25 protein-coding genes and 1 tRNA gene are annotated in these 20232 nt (G+C 68.2%); 16 read left to right on the top strand and 10 right to left on the bottom strand.

What is annotated here, in order from left to right:
• Positions 1 to 60 precede the first annotated feature (60 nt).
• Positions 61 to 1245 (top strand): glycoside hydrolase family 18 protein, encoded by a 1185-nt coding sequence (locus tag ACLB90_RS03400; protein ID WP_411851623.1) that lies wholly within the window; start codon positions 61 to 63, stop codon positions 1243 to 1245.
• Here the strand turns inward: ACLB90_RS03400 and ACLB90_RS03395 are convergent.
• The 4 genes from ACLB90_RS03395 to ACLB90_RS03380 form a co-directional block, all read right to left on the bottom strand.
• Positions 1233 to 1616: a VOC family protein gene (locus tag ACLB90_RS03395; RefSeq protein WP_411852687.1), complete on the bottom strand. Its 384-nt coding sequence runs from the start codon at positions 1614 to 1616 to the stop codon at positions 1233 to 1235. The genes ACLB90_RS03400 and ACLB90_RS03395 overlap by 13 nt on opposite strands.
• A 76-nt stretch (positions 1617 to 1692) precedes the next feature.
• The gene (locus tag ACLB90_RS03390) at positions 1693 to 3279 is read right to left on the bottom strand and encodes a PepSY-associated TM helix domain-containing protein (RefSeq protein WP_411851622.1); all 1587 of its coding nucleotides are present in this window, start codon (positions 3277 to 3279) and stop codon (positions 1693 to 1695) included.
• A 10-nt stretch (positions 3280 to 3289) separates the two neighbouring features.
• Positions 3290 to 3553 carry a hypothetical protein gene (locus tag ACLB90_RS03385; RefSeq protein ID WP_411851621.1) on the bottom strand — a complete coding sequence of 88 codons (264 nt, stop codon included), beginning with the start codon at positions 3551 to 3553 and terminating at the stop codon, positions 3290 to 3292.
• Entirely contained in the window at positions 3553 to 3852 is a 300-nt protein-coding gene (locus ACLB90_RS03380; protein WP_411851620.1) for a hypothetical protein, read from the bottom strand. The genes ACLB90_RS03385 and ACLB90_RS03380 overlap by 1 nt, the downstream gene beginning before the upstream one ends.
• 421 nt (positions 3853 to 4273) lie before the next feature.
• On the opposite strand from ACLB90_RS03380, the gene thrS reads away from it, so the two are divergent.
• The 9 genes from thrS (at position 4274) to ACLB90_RS03335 (ending at position 12266) form a co-directional block, all read left to right on the top strand.
• A complete protein-coding gene (gene thrS, locus ACLB90_RS03375; RefSeq protein WP_411851619.1) occupies positions 4274 to 6178 on the top strand; it encodes a threonine--tRNA ligase in 1905 nt (634 codons plus the stop codon).
• 48 nt (positions 6179 to 6226) lie between these two features.
• Entirely contained in the window at positions 6227 to 6766 is a 540-nt protein-coding gene (gene infC / locus ACLB90_RS03370) for a translation initiation factor IF-3 (RefSeq protein WP_026070650.1), read from the top strand.
• Between the two features lie 471 nt (positions 6767 to 7237).
• Complete coding sequence (rpmI, locus tag ACLB90_RS03365) at positions 7238 to 7435, top strand: 50S ribosomal protein L35 (protein ID WP_017355265.1); 198 nt, start codon at positions 7238 to 7240, stop codon at positions 7433 to 7435.
• A 10-nt stretch (positions 7436 to 7445) separates the two neighbouring features.
• The gene (gene rplT, locus ACLB90_RS03360; RefSeq protein WP_017355264.1) at positions 7446 to 7805 is read left to right on the top strand and encodes a 50S ribosomal protein L20; all 360 of its coding nucleotides are present in this window, start codon (positions 7446 to 7448) and stop codon (positions 7803 to 7805) included.
• 195 nt (positions 7806 to 8000) lie between these two features.
• Positions 8001 to 8996, top strand: coding sequence for a phenylalanine--tRNA ligase subunit alpha (locus ACLB90_RS03355; protein ID WP_017355263.1), 996 nt, complete (start codon positions 8001 to 8003; stop codon positions 8994 to 8996).
• Between the two features lie 82 nt (positions 8997 to 9078).
• On the top strand, positions 9079 to 11460 hold the full coding sequence (gene pheT, locus ACLB90_RS03350) for a phenylalanine--tRNA ligase subunit beta (RefSeq protein WP_411851618.1): 2382 nt from the start codon (positions 9079 to 9081) through the stop codon (positions 11458 to 11460).
• A 25-nt stretch (positions 11461 to 11485) separates the two neighbouring features.
• Positions 11486 to 11785: an integration host factor subunit alpha gene (locus tag ACLB90_RS03345; RefSeq protein ID WP_005410432.1), complete on the top strand. Its 300-nt coding sequence runs from the start codon at positions 11486 to 11488 to the stop codon at positions 11783 to 11785.
• Complete coding sequence (locus ACLB90_RS03340; protein ID WP_068853353.1) at positions 11766 to 12122, top strand: MerR family transcriptional regulator; 357 nt, start codon at positions 11766 to 11768, stop codon at positions 12120 to 12122. The genes ACLB90_RS03345 and ACLB90_RS03340 overlap by 20 nt, the downstream gene beginning before the upstream one ends.
• A 67-nt stretch (positions 12123 to 12189) precedes the next feature.
• Positions 12190 to 12266 (top strand) — tRNA-Pro (locus ACLB90_RS03335).
• Positions 12267 to 12339: 73 nt separating this feature from the next.
• Here ACLB90_RS03335 and ACLB90_RS03330 read toward each other — a convergent pair.
• The 4 genes from ACLB90_RS03330 to ACLB90_RS03315 all read right to left on the bottom strand — a co-directional run bounded on the left by ACLB90_RS03330 (position 12340) and on the right by ACLB90_RS03315 (position 14731).
• The gene (locus tag ACLB90_RS03330; RefSeq protein WP_411851617.1) at positions 12340 to 13113 is read right to left on the bottom strand and encodes a transporter; all 774 of its coding nucleotides are present in this window, start codon (positions 13111 to 13113) and stop codon (positions 12340 to 12342) included.
• A gap of 122 nt (positions 13114 to 13235) precedes the next feature.
• A complete protein-coding gene (locus ACLB90_RS03325) occupies positions 13236 to 13658 on the bottom strand; it encodes a hypothetical protein (RefSeq protein WP_411851616.1) in 423 nt (140 codons plus the stop codon).
• A gap of 51 nt (positions 13659 to 13709) precedes the next feature.
• Complete coding sequence (locus ACLB90_RS03320; RefSeq protein ID WP_411851615.1) at positions 13710 to 13940, bottom strand: hypothetical protein; 231 nt, start codon at positions 13938 to 13940, stop codon at positions 13710 to 13712.
• Between the two features lie 2 nt (positions 13941 to 13942).
• Positions 13943 to 14731, bottom strand: a complete 789-nt coding sequence (locus ACLB90_RS03315; protein ID WP_411851614.1) for a MipA/OmpV family protein — start codon at positions 14729 to 14731, stop codon at positions 13943 to 13945.
• A 111-nt stretch (positions 14732 to 14842) separates the two neighbouring features.
• Between ACLB90_RS03315 and ACLB90_RS03310 the strand changes: the two genes are divergently transcribed.
• From ACLB90_RS03310 to ACLB90_RS03300, 3 genes are all read left to right on the top strand, one after another.
• On the top strand, positions 14843 to 15517 hold the full coding sequence (locus ACLB90_RS03310) for a response regulator transcription factor (RefSeq protein WP_411851613.1): 675 nt from the start codon (positions 14843 to 14845) through the stop codon (positions 15515 to 15517).
• Entirely contained in the window at positions 15514 to 16860 is a 1347-nt protein-coding gene (locus tag ACLB90_RS03305) for a sensor histidine kinase (protein WP_411851612.1), read from the top strand. The genes ACLB90_RS03310 and ACLB90_RS03305 overlap by 4 nt, the downstream gene beginning before the upstream one ends.
• A gap of 71 nt (positions 16861 to 16931) precedes the next feature.
• Positions 16932 to 17180 carry a hypothetical protein gene (locus ACLB90_RS03300; protein ID WP_411851611.1) on the top strand — a complete coding sequence of 83 codons (249 nt, stop codon included), beginning with the start codon at positions 16932 to 16934 and terminating at the stop codon, positions 17178 to 17180.
• An 18-nt stretch (positions 17181 to 17198) separates the two neighbouring features.
• On the opposite strand, the gene ACLB90_RS03295 is transcribed toward ACLB90_RS03300, so the two are convergent.
• A complete protein-coding gene (locus ACLB90_RS03295) occupies positions 17199 to 17459 on the bottom strand; it encodes a peptidase (protein WP_411851610.1) in 261 nt (86 codons plus the stop codon).
• A 146-nt stretch (positions 17460 to 17605) separates the two neighbouring features.
• Between ACLB90_RS03295 and ACLB90_RS03290 the strand changes: the two genes are divergently transcribed.
• Positions 17606 to 18073, top strand: a complete 468-nt coding sequence (locus ACLB90_RS03290; protein WP_411851609.1) for a DUF2383 domain-containing protein — start codon at positions 17606 to 17608, stop codon at positions 18071 to 18073.
• A 267-nt stretch (positions 18074 to 18340) separates the two neighbouring features.
• On the top strand, positions 18341 to 18544 hold the full coding sequence (locus tag ACLB90_RS03285) for a hypothetical protein (RefSeq protein WP_411851608.1): 204 nt from the start codon (positions 18341 to 18343) through the stop codon (positions 18542 to 18544).
• A 15-nt stretch (positions 18545 to 18559) separates the two neighbouring features.
• Here the strand turns inward: ACLB90_RS03285 and ACLB90_RS03280 are convergent, their stop codons facing one another.
• Complete coding sequence (locus ACLB90_RS03280) at positions 18560 to 18997, bottom strand: MarR family winged helix-turn-helix transcriptional regulator (protein ID WP_411851607.1); 438 nt, start codon at positions 18995 to 18997, stop codon at positions 18560 to 18562.
• Positions 18998 to 19075: 78 nt separating this feature from the next.
• Between ACLB90_RS03280 and ACLB90_RS03275 the strand changes: the two genes are divergently transcribed.
• Positions 19076 to 20185: an FAD-dependent oxidoreductase gene (locus ACLB90_RS03275; RefSeq protein WP_411851606.1), complete on the top strand. Its 1110-nt coding sequence runs from the start codon at positions 19076 to 19078 to the stop codon at positions 20183 to 20185.
• The last annotated feature ends 47 nt before the right edge of the window (positions 20186 to 20232 follow it).

Here is a 20232-nt window from a genome sequence, read left to right as displayed (position 1 = left end):
GGCGCCGATTCCACGCGTGGTGTCTGCTAACGTGGCCCGGCCTTCGACCCGGGAGATCCCATGTTCCGCCAGACCCTGGCTGTACTCACCGCACTCATCGCCGGCTGCCTGCCGATGGCCGCTTCCGCCGCCGACCCGTTGCCGAAGGTGATCGGTGCCTACTATCCCGGTGGTTCGGCGGAGCGTTATCCGGTGGCGTCGATCCCGGCCGATACGCTGACCCATCTGTTCTACGCGTTCGCCCGCATCGAGGACGGTCGCTGCGTAGTCGATGCGCAGGCGGATGCGCATTTCAAGGCGTTGGCTACGCTCAAGCGTGAACACCCGGCACTGCACACGCTTATCTCCATCGGCGGCTGGAATGCCGGCGGTTTCTCCGATGCGGCGCTCACTGCCGAACGCCGCCAGCAGTTCGTGCGCTCCTGCGTTGCGTTGTTCTTCCAGCAGCACCGCGGCAGCTTCGACGGCGTGGACATCGACTGGGAGTTTCCCGTGTCCGGTGGCCCGGTGGAGATCACCGACCGCCCCGAGGACCGGCGCAACATGACCCTGCTGGTGCAGGAATTCCGCCGCCAGCTCGACGCGCTCGATGGCGGCCACGGTCCGCACCGGCTGCTGACGGCTGCGTTGCCGGCCGGCCGCGTACAGACCGATGGCCCCTACGATCCCGCGCTGAGCTACGAGCTCAAGGCGCTGGGGCAGGAACTCGATTTCATCACGCTGATGAGCTACGACATGGGCACCGGCTTCTCTGCAGTGTCCACCTTCAACGCACCGCTGCGCGAAGTGCCCGCCGATCCGCTGGACCCGGCGCTGCGTCGCTGGAACAACGTCGAAGGCGCGGTCGCGTACTACCAGCAGCACGGCGTGCCGGCCGACAAACTGGTGCTCGGCGTGCCGTTCTACGGGCGCGGTTTCCGGGTCACCACGGACAGCGGCGACGGCCTGTACCAGCCGTACAGCGCGCCGTTCGATGCCGGCGACTGGCGCCGCATCAAGACCACCTTCCTCGACAAGCCGGGCTGGCAGCGGCATTGGCACCCGGTCGCGCAGACGCCGTGGCTGTACAACCCCGCCGAACGGGTGTTCATCAGCTACGAAGACCCGACCTCGATCGGACTGCGGGCCGAGTTCGCCAGGACCAGGCAGCTGCGCGGCGTGTTCACCTGGGAGCTGACCGGCGACGACGCGCAGGGCAGCCTGCTGCAGGCGATGGCGGCGCCGTTCCTGTCTCAGTCCAGGTAGCGCGATACCTCGATCAGATTGCCGTCCGGGTCGCGGAAGTACACCGACAGGATCGGTCCGGTGGCACCGGTGCGCTGCACCGGGCCATCTTCGATGCGCACGGCCTGCGCGTGCAGATGGGCGAGGATCTCATCCATCGTGGCGTAGGTGACCAGGCACAGGTCCGCCGAGCCTGGCGTGGGGCGCGCGGCCTTCGGCTCGAATTCGCGGCCGTGCGCGTGCAGGTTGATCTTCTGCAACCCGAAGCGCAGGGCGGTGCGCCCGCTGCCGAAGGTCTCCACCTGCATGCCCAGCACGTGCTGGTAGAACGTGCAGGTGGCATCAATGTCGGCCACGGTCAGTACGAGATGGTCGAGGCGGTCGATATGCAGGTCGGTCATGGGCGTTGTGCAGGCGGGCAGGAACCGCAGCACTGTAAACGCCGCCCCGCCAGCGCACGGTGATGGCCTACGGGGTGGGCGCGGCGTTCCTGCGGGCATCGGCCCATACGCTGTTGGGGTCGCCGTGCCGGGCGCGACGCCGTGTGGCGCGCGCCATCGCGGCAAAACCCAGTGCCATTGCCAGGGCGACACCGTCCACCCAGAACAGTGGCCAGTAGCCGTGCAGTGCGCTGGTCCACAGCCATTGCCCGGTCATGGCGCCGTGGGCCACCGGTACGAGCGCGGTCACCATCGCCGCTGCCCACAGCAGCTCCTGTGCGGCACGTGACGGCGCGCGCAGGGCCGCCCATGCAGCGCACGCGCCCCAGACCAGGAAGCAGGTCCAGCGCATCCCCGCGTCGGCGTACGACGGCGCCAGCTGCTCCAGCAGTTGTGCGCTGACGAAGGCCGCCGAAATGGCCACGCACAGCCCGATGCAGACCCCGACCGTGGCGCGCGCCATGTTGATCTGGGCGCGGCCCTGTTCGACCTGCCGGCGCTTGCGGCGCGACTCGATCCACAGCAGGTTGCCCGAATAGAACAGGAAGGCACCGCCGAGGCCGAGCACGAAGTACAGCCAGGGCACCGCGCCGTTGCCGAACTCGCCGAAGTGCAGCGCGTAGGCAGCCGCCAGCGTGGCGTGGTTGGCATCACGGCGGCCGGGCAGCTGGGTGTGCAGCACTTCGCCGGTGTTGGCATCCATCGCCACCGCGCCGAGCGGGCCGAGCGAGGCGCCGCCTTCGCCGGTGATCTCGATGACCGCGTTGGCATCGCCCGCGTTGGCCAGTTTCAGGTACGCCGGCTCGAAGTGGGGCAGCCCCTGGTCGGTGGCCACGGCGATCGCGCGCGCGTGCAGCATGGCCAGGCTGCCAGGACGCACCGGCTCGCCTGCGGCCGCGCGGATCGGGGCGGTGTCCAGCGCCGCCGGCAGCGCGGCCATCAGCGTGCCCTGGTAGACCAGCGGGTTGAGCGCGGCGATCTGCAGGAACATCAGGCACAGCAGGGCGCCGGTGACCGCGAACAACAGGTGGAACGGCAGGCTGAGCACGCCGATGACGTTGTGCGCGTCCTGCCACATCTGTTTGAGGTTGCGGCCCGGGCGCAGCGCGAACAGGTCGCCGGCCAGCCGGGGCAGGTGGATCACCAGCCCAGACAGCAGCGCCACGCCGTACAGCAGGCTCACCACCCCCATCAGGTAGATGCCGGCCACTGGCAGGCCCAGGGTGTAGTGCAGTTCGTTGACCAGCTCGGCCAAGCCGGCCTGGGGCGGGGTGGGGCTGCCGTCCACGCGGTCGGCCCAGGCGAACAGCCAGGTGCCCTTTGCGTCCTGCCAGTACGCCACGGTCTGCGGGGTTTCCGCGCCGGGGAAGGTCATGCCGATGTGCTGGCGCGCCTCCGGGTGCCGCGCCAGAACGCCGTCGAGCAGGTGCTGGGCATCGTCCAGCGTCTGCGCCGGCTGCTCCATCGCGTGGGGTGCCTGCCACAGCGGCAGGTCGTGGTGGAACACGGTGATGGCCCCGGCGTAGAACGCCACGAACAAGGCGAAGCCAGCCACCAGGCCAACCCAGGTGTGCAGCGTGGTGAAGGTGCGGAGGGTAAGCGAGCTGAACTTCATGGTGATCCCGTCATTGCACCCAGTGGGTGCTGCGCAGCAGCCACAACAGCGCGAAGCCGAGCGCGGCGGCCAGACCCATGCCCAGCCATGCGCGCAGGCCGGTGCGGAAGCTGAAGGCCCACACGGCCGCCAGCATCCAGAAGGGGACGAAGGCGATCAGGCTGGGGACCACGGCACGCTGCCAGGGGCCGGGCGGCAGCCAGGCCGTCAGGCCGGTGGCGGCGGCAGCGACCAGGAAGCCGGCCACCAGCGCGGCGAAGGCGCGCGGCCACATCAGCCGCGCTCCGCGGCGTGCGGTCGCGTCCACGCGGCCAGGTATGGGAGTGCCATCGCAGCCAGCATCCAGCCGGCCAGGGTCACGCACAGGCCGGCGGCCAGCCCGAGCTGGCCCATCCACAGCCACAGCCCGGTCGCGAAGGCGACCAGGCCGATCTGGCGGCCGAGCCGGCCGGCACGTCGCAGGCGTGGCCAGCGGCAATGCGGCGAGGCGGCGTAGAAGGCCAGCGCGGAGAATGCCGAGGCGAGGCCACCGAGCGCGCAGTACAGCGCCGCAGCGAAATCGGTGCCTGTCACGGGCGCGGCGGCAGGGCGGGCGAGGCCCGGCGCGGAATGCGGGGCAGGGGCGGCCGGACCGGGCGGACGGCGGGTGTCATGGCGGATCCTTGGGGGGAGGCGTCGCCGGTCGTGGCACGGCGATCCGCGCATGGTAATCATTGCCGTTTTCGGGCGCCACAGCGCCACGTTCAGGCGCTGCAGGGCAGGCGGAGCGGCATCCGGCGCCGGATTGGTTTAAGATCAAGCCATCTCTATCGATGGCAACAAGGTGGCCCGCGCCCAGCGCCGGTCTAGCGTGTGACATGAGCACTACCACCGCCCACCGCTGAACGTCCCGACGGCCCCTGACGCAGGCGCCTTCGTGGCGCTTTTTTATTGCCGATTCCCCTGATTCCGTACCTTCGGCCCGCCCGGCGGGCCCACCAGCCAAAGCCTATTCATGATCGCGATCACGCTCCCCGACGGCAGCCGCCGTGAGTTCGAAAACCCCGTCAGTGTCATGGACGTCGCCCAGTCGATCGGCGCCGGCCTGGCCAAGGCCACCATCGCCGGTTCGGTGGATGGCGTGCTGGTGGATGCCAGCGACGTCATCGACCGCGATGCCAGCCTGCGCATCATCACCGCCAAGGACGAGGAGGGCGTGGAGATCATCCGCCACTCCTGCGCCCACCTGGTCGGCCATGCGGTCAAGCAGCTCTACCCCGACGTCAAGATGGTGATCGGCCCGGTCATCGCCGAAGGCTTCTACTACGACATCTACTCCGAGCGCCCGTTCACCCCGGACGACATGGCCGCCATCGAAAAGCGCATGGGCGAGCTGATCGCGCAGGACTACGACGTGGTCAAGAAGGTGACCCCGCGCGCGGAGGTCGTTGAAATCTTCAAGGCGCGTGGCGAGGACTACAAGCTGCGCCTGATCGAGGACATGTCTGACGACATCCAGGCGATGGGCATGTACTACCACCAGGAATACGTGGACATGTGCCGTGGTCCGCACGTGCCGAACACGCGCTTCCTCAAGGCCTTCAAGCTCACCCGCATTTCCGGTGCGTACTGGCGCGGCGATGCCAAGAACGAGCAGCTGCAGCGCATCTACGGCACCGCGTGGGCCGACAAGAAGCAGCTCGAGGCGTACATCAAGCGCATCGAAGAAGCCGAAATGCGCGACCACCGCCGCATCGGCAAGCAGCAGGAACTGTTCCACCTGCAGGAAGAGGCGCCGGGCCTGGTGTTCTGGCACCCCAAGGGCTGGGCACTGTGGCAGGTGGTCGAGCAGCACATGCGCAAGGTGTACCGCGACAGCGGCTACGGCGAAGTGCGCTGCCCGCAGATCCTGGACGTGTCGCTGTGGCAGAAGTCCGGCCACTGGGACAACTACCAGGAAAACATGTTCTTCACCGAGTCGGAGAAGCGCACCTACGCGGTCAAGCCGATGAACTGCCCGGGCCACATCCAGGTGTTCAACCAGGGCCTGCACAGCTACCGCGACCTGCCGATCCGTTACGGCGAGTTCGGCTCGTGCCACCGCAACGAGCCGTCCGGCGCGCTGCACGGCATCCTGCGCGTGCGTGGTTTCACCCAGGACGACGGCCACGTGTTCTGCACCGAGTCGCAGATCGAAGCCGAAGTGACCGCGTTCCACCAGCAGGCGCTGGCGGTGTACACGACCTTCGGTTTCGAGGACATCCAGATCAAGATCGCGCTGCGCCCGGAAAAGCGCCTCGGCGATGACGCCACCTGGGACAAGGCCGAAGCCGCGCTGCGCTCGGCGCTGGGCAGCTGCGGCGTGGAGTGGCAGGAACTGCCGGGCGAGGGCGCCTTCTACGGCCCGAAGATCGAGTACCACCTCAAGGACGCCATCGGCCGTACCTGGCAGCTGGGCACCATGCAGGTCGATTTCATGATGCCCGGCCGCCTCGGCGCCGAGTACGTGGACGAAAACAGCCAGAAGAAGCACCCGGTAATGCTGCACCGGGCCATCGTCGGCTCGATGGAGCGCTTCATCGGCATCCTGATCGAACACCACGCCGGCGCCTTCCCGTCCTGGCTGGCCCCGACCCAGGTGGTGGTGGCCAATATCACCGATGCGCAGGCTGAATACGTGTCCGAAGTCCGGAAAACCCTTGCAGATCAAGGCTTCCGGGTAAACGCCGATTTGCGCAACGAGAAGATCGGTTATAAGATTCGCGAGCATACGCTGCAGCGGGTCCCGTACCTGCTGGTGGTTGGCGACCGTGAGAAGGAAAATGGCGCCGTGGCCGTGCGTACGCGCTCTGGCGAAGATCTGGGCAGCATGTCCGTCCAGGCCTTCATCGAGCGGTTGCAGGCAGAACAGTCCGTGTAAGAAAGTCCCGGCCCTGCGGATGATCCGCTCAGGGCCGGTTTGATTCCTCTGGGAGATTGCAATATCAGTACCCCTGACAACAAACAGAACCGCAAGAATCAGGAAATCCGGGTGCCGCGCGTCCGCGTGATCGGCAGCGACGGAGAAATGATTGGCGTGTTGACGCGTGACGAAGCGCTGTCGATGGCCGAAGACGAAGGTCTGGACCTGGTCGAGATTCAGCCGCAGGCTGATCCGCCGGTGTGCAAGATCATGGACTTCGGCAAGTTCAAGTTCGAAGCGCAGAAGAAGGCCAACGAGGCCAAGAAGAAGACCAAGCAGGTCGAGATCAAGGAAGTGAAGTTCCGCCCGGTCACCGATGAAGGCGACTACCAGATCAAGCTGCGCAAGATGCGCGGTTTCCTGGAAGAGGGCGACAAGATCAAGGTCAACATCCGCTTCCGTGGTCGTGAAATGAGCCATCAGGAACTGGGTCGCGAAATGGCCAACCGGATCGAAGCCGATCTGGGTGAGGACATCGTGATCGAGTCCCGTCCGCGCCTGGAAGGCCGGCAGATGGTGATGATGATCGCGCCGAAGAAGAAGTAATCGCGCTCTTGCGCGACGGGGCCGTAGAGCCACCCCATGGGTGGCTGCGCGGTGCGAGAGCCGACGCGGGAAGCCCGACGATGACCCGACGGGGTAGAGCCGACTGTTAGTCGGCTGCTCTCCGGCGACCGGCCACCCCGTCAACGGCAGCCGACTAACAGTCGGCTCTCCCCCGTCGGCTCTACCCGGTCGCTATGACGGCAAGGCCGTCCGTTTCGTTCAGGTTTCCGGCCCAACACCCGGCAAATCCCGCCTGATCAACAGCTTGCACCCGTTCTTCAACCCATGCATAATGGGCGACCCCGTTTTTGCGGGGGTGCTGTTTTGAACGGTTTCACGCTTTTCAACGGCAACAGGACCGGCCTGGTTCCCAGTGGGGATCCCGGGCTTACAAGCAGGCAAGGGCACGGACGGAAAGTGTGGCAATGCCACCGCCCTGGTCAGTGACAAAACACCATCAAGGACATTGCAATGCCCAAGATCAAGACCAACCGGGCGGCGGCCAAGCGTTTCCGCAAGACCGCCTCCGGCAAGTTCAAGGCTGGCCACGCCAACCGTAGCCACATCCTCACGAAGAAGTCGACCAAGCGGAAGCGCAATCTGCGTCAGACGAACCATGTTCGTGCAGAAGACGCAGGCCGTTTGAACCGTATGCTTCCCTACCTCTGAGGACTGACCCATGGCACGAGTAAAGCGTGGCGTACAGGCGCGTCGCCGCCACAAGAAAATTCTGACCCTGGCGAAGGGTTACTACAACGCTCGCCGCAAGGTCTTCCGCGTTGCCAAGCAGGCCGTCATCAAGGCACAGCAGTACGCCTACATCGGTCGTAAGCAGAAGAAGCGCAATTTCCGTTCGCTGTGGATCACCCGCATCAACGCGGCTGCCCGCATCAACGGCCTGAGCTACAGCCGTTTCATGAATGGCCTGCTCAAGTCCGGCATCACCCTGGACCGTAAGGTTCTGGCTGACATCGCCGTGCACGACGCAGCCGGTTTTGCTGCACTGGCCGAAAAGGCCAAGGGCGCACTGGCGGCATAAGTCCATTCCCCTGCCGTTGCCGTTCACGCGCAACGGCTGTGGGTAAGGCAAATGCATGGGGAAGGGCGCAAGTCCTTCCCCATTCTTTTTTGTGTTGGCGGTGGCCCTCCCGGTGCCATCGATCGACAGCGGTGGCGACGGGGGTCGGCCCGACGCGCATCGCGATGGCATACCGACGCGAGGCTCCGGCTATCCATGAGTGACATCCAATCCCTGACCACCCAGGCGCTGGCCGACGTGGCCGCTGCCCAGAGCCCGGACGCGCTGGAAGCCCTGCGCGTGGCGCTGCTCGGCAAGAGCGGCAGCATCACCGCCCAGCTCAAGCAGCTCGGCGCACTGCCTGCCGACGAGCGCAAGGCCGCCGGTGAGGCGATCAACCGTGCCCGCGACGCGCTGACCACCGCGCTGGGCGAACGCAAGGCCGTGCTGGAAGACGCTGCGCTGGACGCGCGCCTGGCCGCCGAAGCGATCGACATCACCCTGCCGGGGCGCCGCGACGAACGCGGTGGCCTGCATCCGGTCACCCGCACCCTCGAGCGCATCACCGAGATCTTCGGCCGCCTGGGCTACGAGCTGTCCGAAGGCCCGGAAATCGAAGACGACTGGCACAACTTCGAAGCGCTGAACTTCCCGCCGCACCACCCGGCGCGCGCGATGCACGACACCTTCTATTTCGGCGATGGCCGCCTGCTGCGCACGCATACCTCCGGTGTGCAGGTGCGCTACATGGGCGACCACGCGCCGCCGCTGCGCATGATCGCGGCCGGCAAGGTCTACCGCAGCGACAGCGACCAGACCCACTCGCCGATGTTCCACCAGGTCGAAGGCCTGCTGGTCGACGAGCATTCCACCTTTGCCGACCTGAAGGGCACGCTGTCCGAATTCGTGCGCGCCTTCTTCGAGCGCGACTTCGAGATGCGCTTCCGCCCCAGCTACTTCCCCTTCGTCGAACCCGGCGCAGAAGTGGACATCGCCTGGCAGCAGCCCGACGGCAGCACCCGCTGGCTGGAAGTGCTCGGCTGCGGCATGGTCCACCCGAACGTGCTGCGCAACGTGGGCATCGATCCGGAGCGCTACACCGGCTTCGCCTTCGGCCTGGGCGTGGAGCGTTTCGCGATGCTGCGCTACGGGGTCAACGACCTGCGCGCGTTCTTCGAGAACGACGTGCGGTTCCTGAAGCAGTTCGCCTGATGACGGAATGCCGGGCAGAGCCCGGCACAACGATTGTTGAATTACGGCCCAGGCGCATGCGCCGGCCCACCAGGGTGACACCATGAAATTCTCTGAAAACTGGCTGCGCAGCCACGTCCCGACCACCGTTTCGCGCGATGAACTCAGCGCGGTGCTGACCGCCATCGGCCTTGAAGTGGAAGAGGTGGCTGCACTGGGCGAGGGCCTGCAGCATGTGGTGGTGGCGCGGATCGTGTCTGCCGAGCGCCATCCGGAAGCCGACCGCCTGCAGATCTGCCAGGTCGATGCCGGGCAGGGCGAGCACCTGCAGATCGTCTGCGGCGCCCCGAACGCGCGCCCCGGCCTGGTCGCACCGCTGGCGATGGTCGGCGCGCAGATCGGCGAGCTGAAGATCAAGCCGGCCCAGCTGCGTGGCGTGGCCTCCAACGGCATGCTGTGCTCGGCCAAGGAACTGGGCCTGGACAGCGATGCCTCGGGCCTGTTCGAGCTGCCCGACGACGCGCCGGTCGGCCAGTCGCTGGTGGAGTACCTCGGCCTGCCCGACGCCAGCATCGAGATCAAGCTGACCCCCAACCGCGCCGACTGCTTCAGCATCCGCGGCATTGCCTTCGACGTGGCCGCCGCGTGCGCCAGCGAAGTGGTGCCGTTCGATGCTGCGCCGGTCGCCGCCGTGGGCAGCCGTGAACTGACCATCGCGCTGCAGGCCGGCGCCGAGGCGCCGCGTTTTGTTGGCCGCGTCATCGAGGGCGTCAACCCGCGCGCCGCCACCCCGCTGTGGATGGCCGAGCGGCTGCGTCGCAGTGGCGTGCGCCCGGTGTCGCTGCTGGTGGACATCACCCAGTACGTGATGCTGGAACTGGGTCAGCCGATGCACGCCTACGATCTGGGCACCCTGCAGGGCAGCATTGGCGTACGCCGCTCGCGTGCCGGCGAAACCGTGAAGCTGCTCGACGGCCGCGATGCCGCGCTGGACGACAGCTTCCTGGTGGTGACCGATGCCGACCGTCCGGTCGCGCTGGCCGGCCTGATGGGCGGCTTCGATACCCGTGTCACCGACGACACCACCGCCGTGTTCCTGGAGGCGGCGCACTTCGCGCCGGCCGCCATCATGGGCCGTGGCCGCAAGCTGGGCCTGCATACCGACGCCGGCCACCGCTTCGAGCGTGGCGTGGACCCGGCGCTGCCGCGCACGGCGGTCGAATACGCCACCCGCCTGATCCTGGATCTGGCGGGCGGCACGCCGGCACCGGTGACCGAGGCCGTCAATGCCGGTGACCTGCCTGCCACTGCGGCCATCACCCTGCGCCGCGCGCGCATCGCCCGCGTGCTCGGCATCCAGATCGCCGATGCCGACGTGGAGCGCATCCTGCGCGCGCTGGGCATGGACGTGGCCGCCGCTGCCGAGGGCTGGCAGGTCACCGCGCCGAGCCGCCGCTTCGACATCGCCATCGAAGAAGACCTGATCGAGGAACTGGCCCGCATCCACGGCTACGAGCGCATTCCGACCACGCTGCCGGGCGGTGCCTCGCGCGTGGCGATGCCCAGCGAGACCCGTCTGGACGACCTCAGCACGCGTCGCCAGCTGGTCGCCCGCGACCTGCAGGAAACCATCAACTACGCCTTCGTCGACGCCAACCTGCTGGCGCAGTGGCAGCTGGCCGAGGCACTGGTGCCGCTGGCCAACCCGCTGTCGGCCGAACTGGCGGTGATGCGCCCGTCGCTGCTGCCGGGTCTGGTTGCCACGCTGGGCCGCAATGCCGCCCGCCAGCTGGGCCGCGTGCGCCTGTTCGAGCTGGGCCGCGTGTTCCACCGGCAGGCCGGCGAGGGCCAGCCGGCACCGCTGGAAACCCAGCGCGTGGCCGCCGCCATCTGTGGCGATGCCGATACCCAGCAGTGGGGCATCGCCTCGCGCAAGGTGGACTTCCACGACCTCAAGGGCGACCTGGAGTCGCTGGCGGCCGCCAGTGGCGCGGCGCTGACCTTCCAGCCGTCGCAGCGCCCCTACGGACACCCGGCACGGTCGGCCGAGGTGCTGCGCGATGGCGTGAGCCTGGGCTGGATCGGCCAGGTCCACCCGCGCCTGGCCAAGGCGCTGGACATCGACGTGGACGTGTACGCCTTCGAGCTGGACCTGGCGCCGTTGGCGGCCCGCGCCCTGCCGCGCGCCACCGAGCTGTCGCGTTACCCCTCGGTGCGCCGCGACCTGGCCTTCCTGGTGCCCGAAGCGGCTGCCTGGACCGACCTGGAAGCGACCCTGCGCCGGGCCGTCGGGCCGCTGCTGCGGGAGGTCACCCTGTTCGACCGGTACGTCGGCCAGGGTGTCGAGCCGGGCTTCAAGAGTCTCGCTATGGGCTTGATTTTGCAGGACAAGTCGCGCACTCTGACGGACCGCGACGTGGATTCGGTAGTGGCCGAGGCGGTCACTGTCATGGAGCGTGAACACCACGCCCGGATCCGCGGTTGAGCGGGAAGCATGGGGGTAGCAGGCAATGGCATTGACCAAGGCTGAGATGGCCGAAAAGCTGTTCGACGAAGTCGGTCTGAACAAGCGTGAAGCCAAGGAATTTGTCGACGCGTTCTTCGATGTGTTGCGAGAGGCATTGGAACAGGGACGTCAGGTGAAGCTTTCCGGCTTCGGCAATTTCGATCTGCGGCGCAAGAACCAGCGCCCGGGTCGCAATCCCAAGACCGGCGAGGAAATTCCTATTTCCGCCCGCACGGTGGTCACCTTCCGTCCGGGCCAGAAGCTCAAGGAAAGGGTGGAGGCATATGCTGGATCCGGGCAGTAACCGCGAACTTCCGCCGATACCGGCCAAGCGCTACTTCACCATCGGTGAAGTCAGCGAACTGTGCGATGTCAAACCGCACGTGCTGCGTTACTGGGAAACCGAGTTTCCCAGTCTCGAGCCGGCCAAGCGCCGTGGCAACCGCCGCTACTACCAGCGCCACGACGTGCTGATGGTGCGCCAGATCCGCGGCCTGCTCTACGAACAGGGCTACACGATCGGCGGCGCGCGGCTGCGCCTGGAAGGCGCCGGCGCGCGCGACGAATCGGCACTGAGCAACCAGATCATCAAGCAGACGCGGATGGAACTGGAAGAAGTGCTGCAATTGCTGCGCCGCTGAACCCTTTTTCGATCGGATCGTTTATACTCGTCGGCCCGCTGCAAGGCGGGGACATTGCCAGCATCATCGGGGCGTAGCGCAGCCTGGTAGCGCATCTGCCTGGGGGGCAGAGGGTCGTCGGTTCAAATCCGGCCGTCCCGACCATTGTTGGTGATCAGAACAAGGGCTTGCACAGCGATGTGCGGGCCCTTTTTCGTTGGGCGCTGTTCCGCCGTGCCTAGTCGAAGTAGAACGACACGCCCAGCCCGGCCTGCAGATCGGGGCTGGCGTTGTCCAGGCCGACATCGAACGAGGCATCCAGTTGCACCCGCGGGCGCAGCATCCAGGTCACGCCGGCACCGGCGATGGCGGTGGAGGGGTCGCCGTCGCTGTTGGTGAAGCCCAGTTCGACATAGCTGCTGACCGTGTCGGTGAGCGCCACGCTGAGGCTGGGCGACCAGGTGAATTCGTCCGCGCCCGCGCCGCGCACTGCGTTGGCGTACAGCGCGCCGCTCCACCGGTCGTTGAAGGTGTATTCGTAGCTGGCCCCAAGCGCGTACTGCGTGCCGCCCTCGGAGAAGTCGCGGTCGCCGGTGGCGAATGTGCTGCTGGCGAGCAGGGCCACACTGTGCCGGTCCGATCCCGTGGGCAGGGCGAATTTGAGCGCCAGGCCGGCATCGCCCGCACCGCGTTCGGTGTGGGTGGGGCCGCCGCGCGGACGCAGCTGCAGCCGGTTCCACGGCGTGGCGAAGGCCTGCAGCTCCAGCCGTTCGGCCAGGCCTACACGCAGGGTGATGTCGCTGCTGTACTGCGTGCTCAGCACGCCGTCGGCGTCGCGATCACGTTCCAGGCTGGGCAGGCCCAGTTCCAGCGCGAGCGCGCCACGCGGCACGGTGTCGGTGGAGAAGCCGATGCCGGGACGATCGAATGACGGCGGTTGCGTGTCGTCGCTGCTCTGGGCATGGGCGGTGGCGGCGAACAACAGCAGGCATGCAGCAACAGGCAGGCGCATCGACAACTCCCGGACAGGCAGCGGAACCACGGACCGTCCGCCGGCGGCGGACACGGCCGGGAGTATGCACACTCCGGCCGCGCGCGGATGTGCAGGGCGCTGCGGCGATGCGGCCGCTTCGCTCAGTGTGCCGGTCGCGTCATTGCCATGAGAGCGTGCAGAACGCGGTCGGTGTCGCCGGCGGCGGGCCGCCCCATGCAGGCGCTTTGCAGCCATACGCCGTCGGCGGCGTAGCGGGACGCGATCAGGCGCTGGTCGCGGCCTTCTTCGGGATGTTGCTGCAGGCGCTCGTGCAGCCAGCGGCGGCGGGCGCTGATCCAGTCCGGATCAACGCAGCGGGTATGCGCGCCGGCGGCCGCCGAGCGCGAAGCGTCCAGCAGCGTGGCGATGTAGGCGCGGGAGAAGCGGCCGTAGGTCATCGGGTCGATGGCCATGCGTTGGCGCACAGCGTCGTCGAAGCGCAGCACCGCGGCCGCGCTGGTCTCCGTCGCGGAGGCGGGGACGCCCGGGCGGGGCGCATGCGTGATCTTGCTGTTCGGGTTCATCGGTCGACTCCGTGGCGTGCGGGGGAGGCGTACGGGTCCGGCCGCGGCGCGTCAGGACGCGCCGGCAGCCCCGGGCAGGCAGCGGGGTGCATCGCTGCGCGCCAGGTGTGCGTCGAGCAGGGCCAGTACACGTTCGCCCTCGCCGTTGCAGGCCAGTTCGAAGGTGGTTTGCCCCTCGAACGCGGGCAGGGGGGAATACAGAATCCATTCAATGACGGCGCTGCGGTCCGGCTCGATCTGCAGAGCGCGTTCGGCGACACGACGTACGATTCCCTTGGGCATGGTCAGAATCCGTAACTGAGGGAGAAGGCGGCTGAATCCATGTAGTCGCCGCGGGTCATCGGGCTGTCGCGCACCGCATCGGAGAGCCGGCTGCGTCGCAGCGACGCGGTGCCGGTCCAGTGCGCGCCCAGCGGCATCACCGCGGTGATGTCCATGTACGGCGAGGCGCCGCTGCCGGCCTCGTAGCGGGCCAGCCCGCTGCGCAGCGCTTCGGCCTGGCTGACGCCGAAGTAATAGTCGTTGAGCTTGCTGCTGGCGTAGTTGACGCCCACGCCCGGGATCAGCCGCACCTTGCCCACCGGCAGCGGGTAGCTGTAGCGCGCATCGGCGGCGAAGCCGCCACCGTGGCCGGTGACCTCGGCCTCGGCGCTGGCCTGGACCACGCCCCAGTCGGCGCCGTGGCGCCAGGCCAGGCCCGCCATGCCCGACAGGCTGCGGTTGGAGAGCTGGCGCAGCTGCGGGTTGTCCGTGTCGCGGTGCTTGAAGCGCATCATGTACGGCGAGAGCGTGACCGACAGCTCCGAGCCACCCTGGTTGATCAGGCGGTAGCCCATCGCGCCGCCGCGGAAGTAGAACGACTTGCCTTCGTAGCTGATCAGCGGTGCCGGGATGGTGTCGGTGTCGTAGCCGGCATAGGGCGACTTCAGCGCCACCACGGCCAGGCCGACGCTGGTGCGCTTGGGGGCCGGCGCAGTGTCCTCGGCCTGGGCGGCGGGGGCGGCCAGCAGCGGCAGCAGTGCCAGCACGGTGGCGGCCGGATGACGCGGGAATGCAGGAAGACGGAGGGGCATGTACCTGTCGCGGGGGAGGATCCAGCGGACAGGATGGACGGCCTACATTGTCGGAACGTTGCGCTGGATCGCGCGGTACCATCGAGCCCCCTGTCGACCCCCGTACCCCGCATGCGCATCCTCCTGCTCGAAGACGACCCGGAAATGGCGGCCGCCATCCAGGTGAGCCTGGGCCGGCACGGCATGGTCGTGGACGTGGTCGGCAGCATGGCCCAGGCCACCGAAGCGCTGCGCGCCGGGGTGCACCACATCCTGCTGCTGGACCGGCAACTGCCCGATGGCGACGGCGCCGGTTTCGTGCAGGTGGCGCGCGGGCTGATCGCCAACCTGCCGGTGATCATGCTGACCGCGCGCGGATCGGTCGCCGACCGTGTCACCGGCCTGGACGTAGGGGCGGATGACTACCTGACCAAGCCGTTCGCGGTCGAGGAGCTGCTGGCGCGCATCCGTGCGATCTCGCGGCGGCCGTCGCAGATCGCATTGCCCGAACTGGCGCTGGGGCGGCTGCAGTTCGATTTCGTGGCGCGCCAGGCCAGCGTGGACGGTGTACTGCTGGCCCTGCCGCGACGGCAGCTGCTGGTGCTTGAAGCGCTGGCCCTGCGCCAGGGGCGCACGGTGGCGCGCGCGGCGCTGCTCGAAGCGGTGTACGGCTTCGATGATGCGATCCAGTCCAATGCGCTGGACGCGCACGTGTCCAAGCTGCGCAAGGCGCTGGCCGAAGCGGACGCGCGCGTGGAGGTGCATGTCATGCGCGGTATCGGCTATCTGTTGAAGGAGGCGTCATGAAGTTCCTCAAGCCCGGCTCGCTGTCCTTCAGCCTGGCGTGGAAGATCTGCCTGATCCAGATCACGATGGTGGTCATCGCGCTGGGTGCGCTGGTGCTGGCCTATGGCGACCGCAGTGCGGCCTATATCGACTGGAACCTGAGCCAGACCCTGGCCGATGCGATCCAGGTGCGCGACGGCGACCTGCGCGTGGACTGGGCGGCGGTGGATGCGGTGAGCCCCGATCGCCCGGCGACGTTCTGGTTCGTGGCGGCCGACGAGCAGGGACGCCGGTTGACCCACGGCACCGTGCCGGCGATCTACCAGTCGCTGGTGCAGCAGCTCGAACACATCGAACCGACCGACGTGCGCACCCGCACCCGCGGTGACGAACTTGCCGCGCGGGTGGTCGTGGGCGAGCACGAGCAGAGCCGCGTACACGTGATGATGGGCGGCATCCCGCAGCATGGGTTGTGGCGGCAGATGCTGGTGGTGATGCGCTATCTCGGTGGCTGGATCGCCGGCCCGCTGATCGTGATCACGCTGGTGGCCGCGCCGTGGGTGATCCATCGTTCGCTGCGCGGGGTGAACCGTGTGGCGGCGCAGGCCGCGGCGATCCAGGTCACCGAGCGCGGCACCGGACTGGACACGCGCGCGGTGCCGGCGGAGATCTATCCGCTGGTGGATGCCTTCAACGCAGCGGTGCGGCGGATCGGTGAAAGCTACGACGCGCAGGACCGGTTCCTGGCCGGCGCCGCGCACGAACTGCGCATGCCGATCGCGATCCTGGCAACGCGCATCGCCAACCTGCCGGCGGGAGCCGAGCGCGCGCGCCTGCAGCTGGACCTGAGCCGGCTGGGCAACATCACCGAGCAGTTGCTGGACCTGCAGCGCCTGGATCACCATGCCAGCCAGTCGCAGCGGGTGGACCTGGCCGCGCTGACCGGCGAGGTGGCCGGCGACGTGGCGCCGCTGGTGGTGGATGCCGGCTACGCATTCTCGGTGGACGCGCCCTCGCAGCCGGTATGGGTGCGCGGCGACCCGCATGCCCTGCACCGGGTGGTGGCCAGCCTGGTGCAGAACGCCATCGCCCACGGCGGCGGCACCGGCACCATCGAGATCGCGCTGGATGACGCTGCGGAGCTGTGCGTGAGCGACGACGGCCCAGGCGTGCCGCTGGCCGAGCGCGAGTCGATCTTCGAGCCCTTCCACCGCCTGCGCCCCAGCGGCAGCGGCAGCGGGTTGGGCCTGCATCTGGCGCGCGAGATCGTGCACCGCCACGGCGGCAGCATTGCCGTGGTCGAAGCCGTCACCGGCGGTGCCCGGTTCCGCATGCGTCTGCCGCTGGATGTCGGACTGGCATGACCTTTGGCAGGCGAAGCGCCTGCCGTGGCGTCCAAGAATCGGATGCACTCCCCCCTTCGTATCGAGGCCACATGAACCTGTCCCTGTGTGTGCGCACCGCGGCCGTTGCCGCCGTACTCTCGCTGTCGCTCTCCGCCTGCGCGACCACCGATGAGGTTGCCGGCCCGCCCCGATGCGAAGACTCGCCGCTGGTCAAGGAACTGCCCGACCAGGTGGCCCGGCGCGAAAGCCGCTGCCGCGACAGCATCCAGGTATGGTCGAACGAGAACCGTGGCAGCAACCAGCCGCTGGATTTCGGCGGCAAGAACAAGGGCGATTGAGCCGCACGCGGTGAACGCTCAGCGCGTCTGCGGCGTTGCCGGAGCCGGCGTGGCGCAGTACGCATCGATGGCCGCTGCCGTGTTGTCCAGGCCCTGCGCCTTGGCCAGCTCCCACGGCCGTTCGCACTGGCCGCTGCGCGTGCACCAGCGATAGCCGGCCGAACCGATGCAGCCGTGGCTGTCGCGGTCGCCGCCGACAACGGGCGGTGCCGGCGGCGACGGGGTGGAGCAGGCGGCCAGCAGGCCACAGCACAGCAGGATCGGCAGGACGGCGTTCATCAGGGCGGCTCCGGTGGCGATGGCGGCAGGGTAGCGCCGGGGCGGCACGAATTCCTAACGGCGCCCTCACCTGGAACCCGGACGTGCCGGCGCAGTGTGGAGGGTGCGGTGCCGGGCGGCGGCTGCGCCTTCCACGGAGCCTGCCCATGCCCACCGCCCTGCCTGCCGGTCTGCTGCCGCGCCTCAACCGGGTCCTGCGCCTGGCGCGTGATGCGCACGCGCTCCACACCCATGCGGTGCAGGTGGCGGCCAGCACCGATCTGGCCTGGGTCAACCTGCTGGTGGAGATGGCCCAGGCCAACGAGCGCGTGATCGACCGCGTGTCGCGCCTGGTCATCGATGCCGGCGGCGTGCCGGAGGTTCACGGCACACTGGGCGGGCGGCTGCGCGAGTACTACGGCGCACTGGGCGCACTGCTGGGCGATGCCGAGCTGCAGTATCTGGGCCACTGCCGCGCCGCCGAAGGTCGCCTGCTGGATGCGATGGATGCGGCGCTGCACGCCCCCGCGCTGGACACGCATGGCCGCGCCGAGCTGATGGACCTGCAGCGCGACACCCGGCAGCGCTGGAATACCGTCAAGCGCCTGCTTCTTGCGCGACAGGATGCGCCCTGAGCCGGGCCGCAGGCGACGCGTGCCGCCGTTCCGGCCATCGGCACCGTTCGCGTTCGGGCATGCTTGATTGAGCGGTGGCGGGACCGGCGCACACCGACCGGTCGCGGGCGAAAAATTCAGACTATTCCGATGTTCGAAACGGCAGAGGCAATCTATCGTGCTTCCCGAGAGCTGGAGGCTCTCCCGATGCCCCCCGCGTGTGCCACCGGTCCCAGGGAACTGGATGGTCGCCGTGCCCCCGCCACGGAAACGATAGGAATGACCGTCATGTTGATCACCGTGCAATGCCAGGAGCGCCAGTGGCGCGTGGTTCACCCGTCGCGCCCGGGCGCCATCGATTTTCCCAATGGTGCAGTGGCGTTCGATTTCGCCGATGCGATGGCGCGCCAGCATCACGCCAGTACCGGCGGCGCCAGCGTGGTGCGGGTGGAAGTACAGGACGCGGTGGTCGACGCGGTGCGCTACGGGTAACCGCGTCGCGGTGCCTCAGGCGTCGCGGTCGAGGTTGGTGCTGAGGCGCTTCAGGAAGCTGGCCAGCAGCAGCGTTTCATCGACCGTGAATCCGGCCAGCATGCGGGTATTGCCGGCGTTGAGGATCTCCCGCGCCTGCGGCAGCCGCTGCAGCGCCAGCGGGGTCAGTTCGATGCGCTGGGCGCGGGGCCGATGCGGGTCCGGGGAGCGCTGGATCAGTTGATCGCGCTCCAGCCGCGCCAGGGTCTGCGCCATCGAGGGCTGTTCCACGCGCAGCAGCCGGGCCAGCTCGCTCTGGGTGGTGGCCTTGCCCTGGCGCAGGGCGTCCAGCACCGGCAGGCTGGCCATGCCGAGCCCGAGCGGGCGCAGCTCGGTTTCTGCCAGGCGGGTCAGCTCGCGAGCCACCCGCTTGATCAGGAAGGAGGGCACATTCGTCGGGTCGGGGCGGTCCATGCGTTCACTCCGGGCACTTGACATAGGCTCCTATGGTAACAATCATAGGGGCCTATGTTTAAGGCCGCGGAGGCCATGATGTCCCTGTATCCCCGTATCGCCATTGTCGGTGCCGGTCCGGCCGGTCTGCTGCTGGCCTGCCGCCTGCATCAGGCGGGTATCCCGTTTGATCTGTTCGATGCCGACGCGGCCGCCGACGCCCGCGCGCAGGGCGGCATGCTCGACCTGCATGCCGCCACCGGGCAGGCGGCGCTGCGCAGTGCCGGCCTGTTCGAGCGCTTCCAGCAGGTGGCGCGCTATGAAGACCAGGGCATGCGGGTGCTCGACGCACAGGGCCAGGTGCTGCTGGACGACGATGGCCAGGATGGCGATCGCCCCGAGATCGATCGCGGGCATCTGCGCGATCTGTTGTTGGCTGCCTTGCCGCCGGGCAAGGTGCGCTGGGGCCATGTGCTGCAGCGGGCGGCGTTGGAGGGGCGGTCGGTGGCGCTGCACTTCGGCAACGGGACGTGCGAGCACGCTGATCTGGTTGTGGGCGCCGATGGCGCCTGGTCGAAGGTGCGGCCGCTGCTGACCGCCGTGCGGCCGCAACACGCCGGCATCACGCTGTACGAGCTGTCGCTGCGCAACGTTGACGTGGATCATCCGGACCTGGCCGCGCTGGTCGGGCGCGGCACGCTGGTGGCCAAGCAGGGCACCCTGACGCTGTTCGCCCAACGCAATGCGGATGCCCACGTGCGCGTGTACGCCGCGTTGCCGCAGGTGCTGGCCGACGGCGAAGCCGCCCCCGGCCAGACCCGTGCCGGCCTGCTGCGCCACTTCACCGACTGGCACCCGTCGTTGCGCCGCCTGATCGCCGATGCGGACGACGCGGTACGGCCGTGGCCGATCCATGCGCTGCCGGTGGGCCATCGCTGGGCGCACCACCACGCGGTGACGCTGATCGGCGACGCGGCGCATGTGATGCCGCCGGCGGGCGAGGGCGCGAACCTCGCCCTGCGTGATGCCGCCGACCTCGCCGATGCGCTGTGCAGCGCCGACTGGCACACGGCGGTGCAGGCGCATGAAGAGGCGATGTTCGCGCGCGCCGCGGTGTCGGCAGCGGCGGCGCAACGCATCCTCGTGTCAGGCTCGGCAGAGCACATGCTGGAGACGATGCGCGGGCAGGAGGGACGTGACGCAGGGTAATGCGCGTCAGTCAGGCTGGCGACGGTTACCTAAATAGGGGATGAAAT

Origin of the sequence: Stenotrophomonas sp. LGBM10 (genome assembly GCF_046736075.1) — a bacterium.
Classification (GTDB): Bacteria; Pseudomonadota; Gammaproteobacteria; order Xanthomonadales; family Xanthomonadaceae; genus Stenotrophomonas.
The sequence above is the reverse complement of the archived record's forward strand: the minus strand, read 5'-3'. Positions and strand labels throughout refer to the sequence as shown.

Excerpts from the sequence above, each read along its gene's own strand:
- ACLB90_RS03290 (WP_411851609.1), top strand. The coding sequence starts at position 17,606 with ATGCCCACCGCCCTGCCTGCCGGTCTGCTGCCGCGCCTCAACCGGGTC.
- ACLB90_RS03400 (WP_411851623.1), top strand. The coding sequence starts at position 61 with ATGTTCCGCCAGACCCTGGCTGTACTCACCGCACTCATCGCCGGCTGC.
- ACLB90_RS03330 (WP_411851617.1), bottom strand. The coding sequence starts at position 13,113 with ATGCGCCTGCCTGTTGCTGCATGCCTGCTGTTGTTCGCCGCCACCGCC.
- ACLB90_RS03295 (WP_411851610.1), bottom strand. The coding sequence starts at position 17,459 with ATGAACGCCGTCCTGCCGATCCTGCTGTGCTGTGGCCTGCTGGCCGCC.
- ACLB90_RS03285 (WP_411851608.1), top strand. The coding sequence starts at position 18,341 with ATGTTGATCACCGTGCAATGCCAGGAGCGCCAGTGGCGCGTGGTTCAC.
- ACLB90_RS03340 (WP_068853353.1), top strand. The coding sequence starts at position 11,766 with ATGCTGGATCCGGGCAGTAACCGCGAACTTCCGCCGATACCGGCCAAG.
- ACLB90_RS03315 (WP_411851614.1), bottom strand. The coding sequence starts at position 14,731 with ATGCCCCTCCGTCTTCCTGCATTCCCGCGTCATCCGGCCGCCACCGTG.
- ACLB90_RS03280 (WP_411851607.1), bottom strand. The coding sequence starts at position 18,997 with ATGGACCGCCCCGACCCGACGAATGTGCCCTCCTTCCTGATCAAGCGG.
- ACLB90_RS03275 (WP_411851606.1), top strand. The coding sequence starts at position 19,076 with ATGTCCCTGTATCCCCGTATCGCCATTGTCGGTGCCGGTCCGGCCGGT.
- ACLB90_RS03355 (WP_017355263.1), top strand. The coding sequence starts at position 8,001 with ATGAGTGACATCCAATCCCTGACCACCCAGGCGCTGGCCGACGTGGCC.
- ACLB90_RS03385 (WP_411851621.1), bottom strand. The coding sequence starts at position 3,553 with ATGTGGCCGCGCGCCTTCGCCGCGCTGGTGGCCGGCTTCCTGGTCGCT.
- pheT (WP_411851618.1), top strand. The coding sequence starts at position 9,079 with ATGAAATTCTCTGAAAACTGGCTGCGCAGCCACGTCCCGACCACCGTT.
- ACLB90_RS03300 (WP_411851611.1), top strand. The coding sequence starts at position 16,932 with ATGAACCTGTCCCTGTGTGTGCGCACCGCGGCCGTTGCCGCCGTACTC.
- thrS (WP_411851619.1), top strand. The coding sequence starts at position 4,274 with ATGATCGCGATCACGCTCCCCGACGGCAGCCGCCGTGAGTTCGAAAAC.
- rplT (WP_017355264.1), top strand. The coding sequence starts at position 7,446 with ATGGCACGAGTAAAGCGTGGCGTACAGGCGCGTCGCCGCCACAAGAAA.
- ACLB90_RS03305 (WP_411851612.1), top strand. The coding sequence starts at position 15,514 with ATGAAGTTCCTCAAGCCCGGCTCGCTGTCCTTCAGCCTGGCGTGGAAG.
- ACLB90_RS03310 (WP_411851613.1), top strand. The coding sequence starts at position 14,843 with ATGCGCATCCTCCTGCTCGAAGACGACCCGGAAATGGCGGCCGCCATC.
- ACLB90_RS03320 (WP_411851615.1), bottom strand. The coding sequence starts at position 13,940 with ATGCCCAAGGGAATCGTACGTCGTGTCGCCGAACGCGCTCTGCAGATC.
- ACLB90_RS03390 (WP_411851622.1), bottom strand. The coding sequence starts at position 3,279 with ATGAAGTTCAGCTCGCTTACCCTCCGCACCTTCACCACGCTGCACACC.
- rpmI (WP_017355265.1), top strand. The coding sequence starts at position 7,238 with ATGCCCAAGATCAAGACCAACCGGGCGGCGGCCAAGCGTTTCCGCAAG.
- ACLB90_RS03325 (WP_411851616.1), bottom strand. The coding sequence starts at position 13,658 with ATGAACCCGAACAGCAAGATCACGCATGCGCCCCGCCCGGGCGTCCCC.
- ACLB90_RS03345 (WP_005410432.1), top strand. The coding sequence starts at position 11,486 with ATGGCATTGACCAAGGCTGAGATGGCCGAAAAGCTGTTCGACGAAGTC.